Origin of the sequence: Lactobacillus sp. W8174, assembly GCF_016100975.1 — a bacterium.
GTDB lineage: Bacteria > Bacillota > Bacilli > Lactobacillales > Lactobacillaceae > Lactobacillus > Lactobacillus juensis.
Genome location: NZ_JACFRN010000001.1, coordinates 180,607 through 192,746, shown reverse-complemented (window position 1 = coordinate 192,746; position 12,140 = coordinate 180,607). Strand labels below are relative to the sequence as shown.

The following is a 12,140-nucleotide window of genomic DNA, read 5'->3' as shown; positions in this document are numbered from 1 at the left end:
CACAATATTCTCCTTCTCCAACATCATTTATAATTTTGGAAGCAAGTTAATAACTAAATGTTAACACTTAAAATTAAAAATGCAATAGTTTTACTAATAAAATGTTAATTTTGCTTTATTAAAATCAAGAGATGTGTACAAGGCCATAAATAATAATAATCTGAATTTTATTTAATATAACCGACTTTGTACCATATTGGGTGACCGTTATTTGTTTCAGAAGGTTTTAGTGATAAACCAGTTAACTTATTATTAACCGCTTTAATTTTATATGCATTAAAAACAGGTATAACATAAGCCTGATCAAACATATACTGTTGCCATTCATGAAATTTTTCAACACGATATTTATGGTTGAATGCTTTAGCAGAATCAATCTCTTTAATCAATTTGTTATTTTCAGGAGTAACAAATCTGGTATAGTTCGCCGGTCCACCTTCACTATATAATCCATTGGGTGATGGTTCCGTAGAAAGACCCCAAGCACCTAGAAACATATCTACTTGAGGATTATCGTTTTGAACTTTATCATAAAATGAGTTACGTTCTGTCAACCGGCCATTTAGAAGACCTACATTTAGCCCAATTTTATGCCACTGCTGCAAGTAATTTTGGATAATGGGTCCTTGTGTAGCATCACCCGACATAGCTAAAAAGTTGATTTTTAAAGGCTTACCATTGGGTTGAACGCGCCATTTGCCTTTTTTCTTATAGCCAGCCTTATCTAAAAGTTCATTAGCCTTTTTTAAGTTATATGAAAATCCTTTAACATTTTTATTATATACATCACCATATTGCTTTGGAATTAATGTTGGAATCCGGAAACTTAAATTATTATTGTAGCGTTTATTGACATCCTCTACATTCATGGCATACCCAATAGCTTGCCTTAAGGCTTTATTATTCATTTTACTATGAGGATTCATAACATTTTTACCTTTTTTAGCATCAAACTTGCCGACTTTAAACCCTAGGTATGAGTAATATAAAGGAATTTCAGCAATAAACCTCACATCTTTAGTATCTTTTACTTGTTTCCACTGAGCATTAATAACTTGGGCAATATCAAACTTATGTGATTTGATTGCCTGAGAAGTTGAATTGGGAGAAACAACTTGGTAAATAATTTTATCCAGTTTTGGTTTGCCTTGCCAATAGTATTTGTTTGGTACCCATGTAGCTGACTGTCCACGAACTAGTTTATCTAACTTATAAGGACCAAAATACATTGGTCTTTTTCTAACTTTATCTGAGGATTCGAGTTTACTAAAAGGTACATCCTTTAAATAGTGATAGGGTGAAGCTGATTCCCAATAATAGTCATTACCACTAAAGGCCATTCCTGGTGTCATATAGGAAAAATGCAAGATCATTTTGCGACCATTATCACCATCCGGCAATTCAATTCCTGAGATTTTTTTGGCTTTACCCTCATGATATTCCTTCATTCCTTTTAAAACTTCCATTTTAGTAGAATATCTTTGAGCTTTAGTATTTTTATTAGCCAATATTTCATAAGGATATGCCATATCTTTAGCAACTACTTGCTTGCCGTCTGACCACTTAACACCCTTTTTGATTGTAATAGTTATAGTTTTGTTTTTTTGATCCAGCCTCATTGTTGCTGGGCCCTTATCATTTATTTTGTAGTTATCATCCGTATAAAACAAAGATTCTTCACCTGGCGATGCAACATCTGCATCAGTCGCAGTTACGCTTAATTCATCAGTAAATATTCCTGTAAAAGGCGTATCTGTTTCAACGGCAACTCTAACAGTTCCTCCTTGCTTTGTTTGCTTTTTTGGCAAAGCATTGGGAAATCTACTTGCTTCCTTCGAACTGTCCTCATTATTACTTTTATTTCCTTTATTACAACCAACCAGAGCCATGGCACATGTAGCTATAATACCGATGGAGCATAAAAAATTTTTTTCTTTCATCATTCTTCTCTCCTTACAAAAGTACAAACACGATTTAAAACTTAAATCAAATAATAACAAAAAAGATTAGAAAAACAATAGTTTTATTAATTCTTAATTAAAGTTTTCTACAAAATCATATTATTTTATTAGCAAAAATACAAAAAACATGTTTAAGAAAATTGATGGCCTCTATAATTTATCCTGTTGATGACTTATCTATGTGGTAAGCTGTTAATGGGTTTTTTATTGCATAAAAAAAGGAGAACATTTTCATCTTGCTTCGTGTAATAAAATATTAACTTCACCCAATATTTTTTTATAGAAGGTTTGAATTATGTCCTCTCTCGATAATTATATTAAATTTGCGCTTGATATTAAAGATCAAAACATTGTTTTTGAAGATTATTTCTTGCGCCTGGTTAACGGCCATAAGCAAAAAGTTTACCAAGCTGTCTTATTGCAGCCCAGCTGTCCTTTCTGTGGCTCGCAGGTTGCGGACACAATGGCCGCTTGAAAACCGAAATCCGCTATCCTGCTGCCAATGCCAGTCAGCCATTCATTATTAGGCTTTTTAAGCAGCGAGTCTGGTGTCGCACCTGCAATAAGCGCTCAATGGCTTAATTACACCTGGTAGACGAAGGCATACTTCTTCAGTGTGAAAGCTCACTAATATCTACAATCTGCTAACCAGGATTAGGTTGGCAGAAAACAAGGTGAAAGAAAAAAACCAAGCAGTTTATTAGCTGCTTGATTCTACTCATTTAATCTCTATCAATAGGATTTGACAAATAGCTATAAAAGTATGAAGTGACCGCTAAACTTAGAACAAACTTGGGTGTCACTTCAGTATCATCATGCTTCTATCTGCTTCCTACTTTAGTATGTTTGATAAAGAGCCATTTTTGTTTTTATATAACAATTAATTAAAAATTTATTTTACTATTTTACAAATCCAATCTTGTACCACAATTGATGCCCATTAGAATTATCTGAAGGTTTAGTTGAATAACCTGTAACCTTATTATTTACTGCAATAACTTTATACGAATTATCCACAGGAACAACATATGCCTGCTTATTCATGTATTCCTGCCATTCATGGAATTTGTTAACTCTATATGTGTGATCAAATGACTTTTGCGAATCTATTTCTTGCAAAAGCTTATTATTTTCTGGAGTCGCAAATCGGCTATAATTCATCTGTGAAGTCTCACCATAAAGTGACGCAGGTGATGGTTCGCTGGCCAAAGACCAAGCTGCCATAAACATATCTACTTGAGGATCATCGTGCTGTAACTTGTCATAAAAAGAATTAAATTCTGTTAATCTTCCTCCAACTAATTTCACTTTTAGGCCAATCTTTTTCCACTGCTGAATATAGTTCTGCACAGTCGGTGATTGAATTGAACTCCCTGTCATTGCTAAAAATTTGATAGTTAGCGGCTTACCATTAGGTTGTACACGCCATTGACCTTGCTTTTTGTAACCAGCTTTATCTAAAATTTGATTGGCTTTTTTCAAATTATAAGTGTAACCTTTTGCTTTTTTATCGAAATAGTCTCCAAATTGTGCTGGAATTAAAGTTGGAGCCCTAAAACTCAAACCTGCAGTATAGTGCTGATCAACCTCATCAATATTTATGGCATAAGACATTGCTTGACGAAGTGCTTGATTATTCATTTTTGCTTCAGAATTCATCACATTTTTGCCGGCCTTGGCATCCCATTTTCCAACTCTAAAGCCAATATAGTGATAACCTAGAGGAATTTGGGCAACAAAATTAACACCTTTAGTATCCTTAACTTCGTTCCATTGAGAATTAACTACCTGAGCTATATCAAATTTATGACTTTTAATTGCTTGTGAAATTGAATTCTGTGAGATTACTTGTGAAACCACTTTATCCAACTTAGGTTGGCCACGCCAATAATATTTATTTGGAATCCAAGTTACCGACTGACCACGAACTATTTTCTGAACTTTGTATGGGCCGAAATACAATGGCTTTTTTCTAATTTGATCTGAAGATTGCAATTTTGCAAATGGAATATCTTTTAAATAATGATATGGCGCTGCGTATTCCCAATAATAACCATTACCACTATATACCATGCCCGGCTTCATCTCTTTAAAATGCAGAATGACAGTCAGTCCATTTGGACCTTCTGGCATTTCTATTCCCGAAATTGTTTTTGACTTGCCATTATGATATTCTTTCATTCCGACAATTTCTTCAAATTGATTACTGTATCGTTGTGCTTTGCTTTCCTTATTAGCCAAAATTTCATAAGGATATTCTATATCCTTAGCATTGACTTGCTTTCCATCAGACCACTTCACACCCTTTTTTATTTTAATCGTAATTGTTTTAGCATTTCGATTGAGTTTCATTGTAGCTGGACCCTTATTAGTGATTTTATAGTTATCATCAGTATCAAATAATTCTTCCTCTCCCGGTTCAGCAACCGAACTATCAATAGCTGTAGTTGATAATTCGTCAGAAAAAATTCCAGTAAAAGGTGTATCTGTCATAATTGCATACTTTAAAGTCCCGCCCTTTTTGGTATTTTTTACTGGAACAGATTGAGGAAATTTACTTGCAGTTTTAGCATTTTCATTCTTACCAGTGTTATTACCTTTGCCACATGCTGCTAAAGTTAGTGCAACAGTTGAGACGATACTGGCAGAATATAAAAATTTTGTTTTATTCATGTTTTAATTCATACTCCAATCTTTTATTGAATAAACTCTAAATTCTTGGAATAAGCTAACAAACATATTCTAGCATAGAAAAAAATGTTATCAAAAAATATCATAATAGTTTAATAAGCTTATAATAATAATTTTTAATTTAAAAGAGCTTTGTCTCTTTAGACAAAGCTCTTTGTATTCTAATATTGAATTAATTCTCACGTTGTCTGGCATCACCAGCACGCTGTAGGGCACGACCAACGTAATTTATACTTAGCGAAATTGCTAACAGTAAAATTGTAGCCGGAAGCCATAGCCAGGGACGACTTACTACGTTTACAGGATCATTGGCAAAACCAATTAAAGTACCTAATGATGGAACTGTTGCTGGTAAACCATAGCCAATGTAAGATAACGTAGTTTCAATACCAATATTACCAGCAATAGTTAATACAACATCAATAATAATCATTGAGGTAATATTTGGTAAAACTTCACGAAACATAATTTTCAGGTCTGAAGAACCTGAAGTTTTGGAAGCCAAAACATAATCTCTTTCTCTTTGAGATAGTATGAAGGCCCTAAAGTACCTTGCAGTTTTGGGCCACCCAAATAGTGAAATAATCCAAATTAAACTAATAGGATTGTAGTTCGGAATAACAGAAACTAAAACAATTTCAATTGGGAAAGTTGGCAATACCTGAACAAAATCTACTATTCTCATTATTATGGCGTCAATGTTACCACCGTAATATCCAGATACTAGACCCACAAGTAAACCAACAGTTTCACAAACTACGGTTACCCCTAAACCAATCAAAATGGAATTTCGTCCACCCATTATTAGTAACTTGACGATATCACGTCCACCATCGTCAGTTCCTAAGATATGGCCAGCAGTTCCCCATGGATTGTAGGCTTCTACTATATTTGTTTCAGTTACCTGAGCAGAATTTAAAAATAAGGAGCCTACCATGGTAAACAGCAATATTAGAACTATTACAACAAAAGCAGTTAATGCCACCTTATCTTTTACAATTTCTCTAATAATTACTTTAAAACTTGATTCAGGAGAAGAAACATTTTTCTTTTTATCTTTCAAATTAGTCTTAATTTCTTTCTTGTCGGACATATTTTCTCCTCCCTTTATTTAATTCTGATCCTTGGATCAATTATACTCATGATAATATCAGAAAGTAGATTACCTAATAGTGTTAAAATACCAAAAATTAATATTAAGGCAGTCAAAGTTGTGTAATCACGCTGACCAATAGAATCTAAAAATAACTTACCCATTCCAGGATAACTAAAAACTGATTCAACAATCATCGAGCCACTTAAAAGTCCAGTAATGACTGTACCGAAAGAAGAGGCAATTGGTAAAAGGGAATTACGTAAAATGTGTTTATTGAATACAACTTTTTCCGGCACACCCTTACTATGTGCTGTACGAACATAATCCTCAACCTTATTATCAACTATTCCCGTTCTTAAATATTGCACAATTGATGTAGTGGTAATTAATCCCACTAGGATAGCAGGTAGAATAATGTGATAAAGTTGGCTTCCTAAAGTTCCCCAAAAACCAGAGGCACCTGGTGAAACAGAGCCAGAAATAGGGAACCAGCCCAAAGTAAAGCCAAATAACCAGATTCCTAGTATATAAAATACAAATGGCGGAATAGCGAAAGTAACATAATTAAAAATCTGAACTGCTTGATCTTGCCATTCATCTTGGTGACGACCTGCTGTTACTCCCATAGGAATAGAAATAGCATAGCAGATAGCCGTAGATAATAATGATAACCAGAAAGTATTAACAGCACGATCGGCAATTAAAGAAGTAACAGGCACATGCTGGATATAACTTGTACCCAGGTCTCCTTTAAACAGGTTTCCTACCCAGCGTGCATATTGAACTGGTGCAGGATCATATAAACCAGCCGCTCTTTTTAAAGCTTCAAGTTGCTTAGGATCAGTATTTGGATTAATTTGTCCAGTGAAAGGATCACCTGGCATCATCTTAGCCAAGAAAAATACCAAAATACTCAAGATAATAATTTGCGGGATCATAATTAAAATTCGTCTGAGAACTGTTTTCCACATGATTATGCCCCCTCCTTTTCATTTATCTTCTCTTCGTTCAATTCTTTTTTCGGTAAAGCTACTAAATGTTTGCCAGAAACTTGTTGCAAAGGAAATACACGACCATCCTTGTCATACCATTTGCTTTGATCATTTTGAAATTCTTTCTCAACTTCTTGTCGGTGTTTTTTATGCTCATCACGATGTTCAACATCAACTTGCGGTATAGCAGAGAGCAATCTCTTAGTATAAATATGTATTGGATGCTCATAAATATCTTCTCTTGAGCCTATTTCGACTAAACGTCCTCGGTGCATAATAGCTAAGTTTTCAGACATATGCTTTACTACACCTAAGTCATGAGAAATAAACAAATAAGCAATATTATATTTCTGTTGTATATGCTTCATAAAGTTTAAAACCTGAGCTTGCACAGACAAATCCAAAGCACTAGTAGGTTCATCAGCAACAATTAAACGAGGATTAGTTGCAACCGCACGAGCTACGCCAATTCTTTGTCTCTGTCCCCCAGAAAATTCATGAGGGTATTTGTAAATTGAATCACTAGGCATACCTACGATATCCAGTAATTCTTGAACACGATCACGTTCTTGGTCTGTGGTTAAATTTTCGAAATTTCGAATAGGTTCAGCAATAATGTCTTCGATTCGTTTTCTCGGGTTTAAACTCGACATTGAATCTTGAAAAATCATTTGGACATCTTTATTGTAGTTTAGTTTGCGTCGATTTCTAGATTTGGTAATATCAACACCCTTGTAAAGGATACTACCACTAGTCACAGGCTCAACACCCACAATGGCTTTACCAGTAGTTGACTTGCCTGAACCGGATTCACCAATCAGACCATAGGTTTCACCTTCATTAATGGTAATACTAATGTCATCAACCGCTCTTACATAATCAGTAATCCTGTTCCAGAAACCTGATCTAATGGGATAATGAACTTTTAAGTTTTTTACTTGGATAATTTCTTTAGCCATAAACTACTCCCCACCTACTTCGTCTTGAAAGTGGAACGTCTTCCAGCAAGTACATCTTACCCAGTGACCAGGCTCAACTTCATGCATTACCGGATCCTCTTCGTGCGCACTAGCAGGAATCCATGGAATTCTAGCAGCAAATCTGTCGCCTTTTCTAGGCATATTTTGCAATGAAGGGACTGTTCCTTGAATAACATGTAAATCTTCTTCTTCGTCTTCTGATTGAGGCATTGAATTTAACAAGGAGCGAGTGTATGGATGCAGTGGATGCTCAAAAATAGTTTTTACATCGGCTTTTTCTACTATTTGTCCACCATACATAACTGCAACTTGATCAGCAGTTTCAGCAACTACACCTAAATCGTGGGTAATTAAAATAATACCAGATTGTGATTGTCTTTGAATATCTTCAAGCAAGTCCAAAATTTGAGCTTGAATAGTAACGTCCAAAGCAGTAGTTGGCTCATCTGCAATGATAATTTCGGGTTTACATGCAATTGCCATAGCAATTACGACCCTCTGCCTTAATCCTCCTGACAATTCAAAAGGATACATTTCAAAAGTTTCTTCTGGCTTTGGCATTCCTACTTGATTGAATAATTCAATCACACGATTATGACGCTCTTTTTCATTCATATCCGTATGATAATAAAGCGTTTCAGCTACCTGATCGCCAACACGCATCAGCGGGTTTAAGCTGGCTAAAGGATCCTGAAAGATCATACCAATTTTATTTCCACGTATTTTGTTAAACAAGTTTTCATTCAATCCGACTAAATTTAACTCATTATATAGAATATCACCAGTTACTTTTGTATTTTTATGGTCGTACAAGCCGATAATACTCGATGCAATTGTACTCTTACCACAACCAGATTCACCTACGATGGATAAAATTTCATTTCGCTTCAACGTTAAATTAATATCATCTGCAGCATCATAAAACTTTCCATGTAAACGATATGCAGTATGCAAATGCTGGATATCTAGCAAGAGATCACTTTGTTTTTCCAAAGGTCATTTCCCCTCTCAAATCTTCAATGAATTTATTAAAGATATTTAATAAATTTATTTAATTTCTAATTATAACCGTGAAACATTTTGTATGCAAATTAATAATGAATATTTTTTAGTTATTTTTGGTGATCCGCTACATAAATAACTGCATCACCAACTGTCTTAATTTTTTCCGCATCTTCATCAGAAATCTCGGCGCCGAATTCATCTTCTAGTTGTAAAATGAATTCCACTAAGTCAATGGAATCAGCGTCCAAATCACTTTTGAAATTAGTTTCATCGGTTATCTTTTCTTTTTCAACTTCAAAATTATCTGCTAGTATATCTCGAATTTTAGTAAAAATTTCTTCTTTACTCATAGTTTTACCTCTTATTTTCAACAGCAAACTCTACCTTAAAATTATCAATTATTTTTTCCTGTAAAATTTTATCAATTTGTTTAATCGTAAAATAAACAGCACGTTGACCTGAGCGACCATGTGTTTTGACTACGGGAGCATTGACTCCGAGTAAAACTGCACCACCATATTTATCAACATCAAATTTTGAAACTAAACCTTTTAAAGCTTTTTTGATCATTAATGCGCCTAATTTAACAAAAAGGCCGTTATTAAGCAAGTTTTCCTTCAATAGATGAATCAAAACACCTGAGGTTCCTTCAATGTTTTTTAAAACTGCATTACCAGTAAAACCATCTGTTGCAATCACATCAGCTTTACCATCTAATAATTCATTTCCTTCAATATTACCTATAAAATTAACTTTGCTTTCTAATAACAGCTGGTAGGCTTTTTGATGAACATCATCACCTTTATCGCTTTCGGACCCATTATTAAGAAGACCAACTCGCGGATTTTTAATTCCCCGCACTTTTTCTGCATAATACGAAGCCATTTTAGCCCAAGCAAGCAGATATTCCGGTTTACTTTTGGCATTAGCACCAACATCAATCATATTAAATCCATCATCTGAATTTTTTACTGGGAGAGTTGGCATGAACCCAGGGCGGGCTACTCCTTTAATGCGTCCTATAATAAATATACCACAAGCTAAGATGGCGCCTGTGTTACCTAATGAAAAAAGTGCATCTGCCTTGCCCTGCTTCACATATTGTGCGGCCACGACAAGTGACGAATCTTTTTTAGATCTAATGGCCTTGACTGGCTCATCTTCATCCAAAATAATTTCAGAAGTATTAACTACTTCTATATGACTGCTATCACTACCCAATAATTTTTTTATTCTTTTTTGGTCACCAAAAAGTACGAATTTTGTTTCCGGTAACTCTTTTTTGGCCCTTAAGACTGCTTGAATAATTGCCTCAGGCGCATTTTCTCCACCCATAGCATCAATAGCAATAGTTCTCATTGTATCCTCAACCTTTACTATGTTCTCTTTTGCTGTAATTGTTTATATTCTAACACTTCTTTTAAAGTTTTATTTTCTGAATTTTGCAAGAATGGATCATTTTTGATTAATTTTCTGGCCTCTTTTTGTGCTACTACCATAGTATCGTAGTTGTTAACTACGTCACCAACCTGAAATTCGGGTAAACCAGATTGTGCCTTACCAAAAAGATCTCCTTCTCCCCTCATCTTTAGGTCTTCTTCAGCCAATTTAAAACCGTCTGTTGTTGATGCCACGATTTTCATACGGGCTTTACCTGCCTGTGTGTTAGGATCAGCCAAAAATATGCAATAACTCTGAGTTTTTCCTCTGCCTATTCGCCCTCTTAACTGATGAAGCTGACTAATTCCAAAACGATCAGCATTATAAATCACCATCATATTAGCGTTTGCCACGTCAACTCCAACCTCAATAACGCTAGTCGTTACCAAGATATTGATGTTTCCAGCAGCAAATTCAGCCATTATCTTATCTTTTTTATTACCAGGCATTTGACCGTGAAGTAATACCACTTTTTCTTCAGGAAAATCTTGACTTAATTTTGCATAAAGCTGTTCTGCATTTTTTAAATCTAATGCTTCTGACTCCGTAATTAAAGGAGTAACAGCGTAAATTTGATATCCTTGCGCAAGCTGCTCTCGCATCAATTGGTAGACTTGCTCCATTTGCGTACTAGTTTTCCAGGAAGAAACTACCTTTTTCCTTCCAGCTGGAAGATGTCGTATCTCAGAAATGGCCATATTGCCATAAACTGTCAAAGCCAAAGTTCGGGGAATAGGCGTTGCGGTCATAGCTAAAATATCGGGCAAATTTCCCTTATTGATCAAAGATTGCCGCTGATTGACACCAAATCTGTGTTGTTCATCGATAATCACCAATCCCAAGTTTTTAAAAATAACAGTATTTTGGATCAGAGCATGTGTACCAATCACGACATTAATAGTGCCATCAGCAAGCTCCATGTTAATTTCTCTGCGCTCCATGCTTTTAGTCGAACCAGTCAATAGGGCACAACGAACGCCCAGAGGCCTGAGTAATTCATCAATCTTTTTAAAATGTTGACTAGCCAATATTTCAGTAGGAACCATGAGAGCAGCTTGGAAACCAGCAGTTACTGCTGCAAAAAGTGCATAGACAGCTACAATCGTTTTTCCAGAACCAACATCACCCTGTAATAAACGGTGCATTTGGATTGGAGAAAACATATCAGCAAAAATTTCATTAATAACATTTTTTTGGTCGGTTGATAAGTCAAAAGGCAAAGACTTGGTTAATTTAGCTACTGCACTTAAATCATACTTTTTAGCAAAGCCCTTATTTCGAGGATTAACTTCGGTTAGTTGGGCAAGCTCAGCTTGAAAAATAAAAAATTCCCTAAAGATAGCACTTCTTTTGGCAACTTGTGATTCAGTAGCATTTTGGGGATGATGCATTTTTTGGATAACATCAGATTCATTAAGCAAATGATATTTTTTCCTAATTGAAACTGGAACAACATCATCAACACCAGTTAAGTAATCAGCTAAAGCCAATTTAATTAAATCAACCAGTTTTTTCTGCTTTAAGTGACGGTTCACAGAATAAATGGGAGCCATACCACTATCATTTTCTTTAGCAGCAATGAACTTAAAAGCAGCTAAACTTTGCCTAGAAATATTATATTTGCCGTAAATCGCAACTTCTTTGCCAACCTCAATTTTTTCTTTCAGCCACGGCTGATTAAAAAAATTGACCATGACTACATCATGGTCAATTCTTATTTTGAAACTAAGTCTGCTTTTTTTATAGCCGAACCTGGTTACAAAAGCAGGAGTCGCTACAATTCCTTTTAACATTACCTTTTGACCATCCATGATCTGGTCAAGAGGAATCGTTTGCAGCTCATCATAACGAAACGGAAAATAATATAACAAATCATAAATGCTATAAATTCCCAGGCTGCCCAGTGCAGCAGCTGTTTTAACTCCAACCCCTTTTAAGTCACTAACAGGAGCAAATAGTTTTTTGGCAATCATAA

At 35.1% G+C, this 12,140-nt stretch carries 9 protein-coding genes and 1 pseudogene; 1 reads left to right on the top strand and 9 read right to left on the bottom strand.

Annotation, left to right across the window (positions count from 1 at the left end; translation table 11 throughout):
- Positions 1 to 167: 167 nt before the first annotated feature.
- Positions 168 to 1,940, bottom strand: a complete 1,773-nt coding sequence (locus H3U49_RS01075) for an oligopeptide ABC transporter substrate-binding protein (protein WP_198179568.1) — start codon at positions 1,938 to 1,940, stop codon at positions 168 to 170.
- A 316-nt stretch (positions 1,941 to 2,256) separates the two neighbouring features.
- Here H3U49_RS01075 and H3U49_RS09845 point away from each other — a divergent pair.
- Positions 2,257 to 2,540: pseudogene (locus tag H3U49_RS09845) on the top strand (ISL3 family transposase); the annotation flags it as partial.
- A gap of 321 nt (positions 2,541 to 2,861) precedes the next feature.
- On the opposite strand, the gene H3U49_RS01065 reads toward H3U49_RS09845, so the two are convergent.
- The 8 genes from H3U49_RS01065 to recG all read right to left on the bottom strand — a co-directional run bounded on the left by H3U49_RS01065 (position 2,862) and on the right by recG (position 12,138).
- A complete protein-coding gene (locus tag H3U49_RS01065) occupies positions 2,862 to 4,634 on the bottom strand; it encodes an oligopeptide ABC transporter substrate-binding protein (protein WP_198178993.1) in 1,773 nt (590 codons plus the stop codon).
- Between the two features lie 190 nt (positions 4,635 to 4,824).
- Positions 4,825 to 5,745, bottom strand: coding sequence for an ABC transporter permease (locus H3U49_RS01060; RefSeq protein ID WP_046332259.1), 921 nt, complete (start codon positions 5,743 to 5,745; stop codon positions 4,825 to 4,827).
- Between the two features lie 14 nt (positions 5,746 to 5,759).
- Complete coding sequence (opp4B, locus tag H3U49_RS01055; RefSeq protein WP_046332260.1) at positions 5,760 to 6,719, bottom strand: oligopeptide ABC transporter permease; 960 nt, start codon at positions 6,717 to 6,719, stop codon at positions 5,760 to 5,762.
- A gap of 2 nt (positions 6,720 to 6,721) precedes the next feature.
- Positions 6,722 to 7,699, bottom strand: a complete 978-nt coding sequence (locus H3U49_RS01050) for an ATP-binding cassette domain-containing protein (RefSeq protein WP_198178991.1) — start codon at positions 7,697 to 7,699, stop codon at positions 6,722 to 6,724.
- Positions 7,700 to 7,702: 3 nt separating this feature from the next.
- Entirely contained in the window at positions 7,703 to 8,713 is a 1,011-nt protein-coding gene (locus tag H3U49_RS01045; RefSeq protein WP_198178989.1) for an ABC transporter ATP-binding protein, read from the bottom strand.
- 119 nt (positions 8,714 to 8,832) lie between these two features.
- Positions 8,833 to 9,075, bottom strand: coding sequence for an acyl carrier protein (gene acpP, locus H3U49_RS01040; RefSeq protein WP_198178987.1), 243 nt, complete (start codon positions 9,073 to 9,075; stop codon positions 8,833 to 8,835).
- Positions 9,076 to 9,079: 4 nt separating this feature from the next.
- Entirely contained in the window at positions 9,080 to 10,084 is a 1,005-nt protein-coding gene (gene plsX / locus H3U49_RS01035) for a phosphate acyltransferase PlsX (protein ID WP_198178985.1), read from the bottom strand.
- 17 nt (positions 10,085 to 10,101) lie between these two features.
- Positions 10,102 to 12,138, bottom strand: coding sequence for an ATP-dependent DNA helicase RecG (recG, locus tag H3U49_RS01030; protein WP_198178983.1), 2,037 nt, complete (start codon positions 12,136 to 12,138; stop codon positions 10,102 to 10,104).
- Positions 12,139 to 12,140 lie beyond the last annotated feature (2 nt).

What these genes read in the sequence shown, in the direction of transcription:
- H3U49_RS01075 (WP_198179568.1), bottom strand. Translation starts at nt 1,940, where the DNA reads ATGAAAGAAAAAAATTTTTTATGCTCCATCGGTATTATAGCTACATGT.
- H3U49_RS01065 (WP_198178993.1), bottom strand. Translation starts at nt 4,634, where the DNA reads ATGAATAAAACAAAATTTTTATATTCTGCCAGTATCGTCTCAACTGTT.
- H3U49_RS01060 (WP_046332259.1), bottom strand. Translation starts at nt 5,745, where the DNA reads ATGTCCGACAAGAAAGAAATTAAGACTAATTTGAAAGATAAAAAGAAA.
- opp4B (WP_046332260.1), bottom strand. Translation starts at nt 6,719, where the DNA reads ATGTGGAAAACAGTTCTCAGACGAATTTTAATTATGATCCCGCAAATT.
- H3U49_RS01050 (WP_198178991.1), bottom strand. Translation starts at nt 7,699, where the DNA reads ATGGCTAAAGAAATTATCCAAGTAAAAAACTTAAAAGTTCATTATCCC.
- acpP (WP_198178987.1), bottom strand. Translation starts at nt 9,075, where the DNA reads ATGAGTAAAGAAGAAATTTTTACTAAAATTCGAGATATACTAGCAGAT.
- plsX (WP_198178985.1), bottom strand. Translation starts at nt 10,084, where the DNA reads ATGAGAACTATTGCTATTGATGCTATGGGTGGAGAAAATGCGCCTGAG.
- recG (WP_198178983.1), bottom strand. Translation starts at nt 12,138, where the DNA reads ATGATTGCCAAAAAACTATTTGCTCCTGTTAGTGACTTAAAAGGGGTT.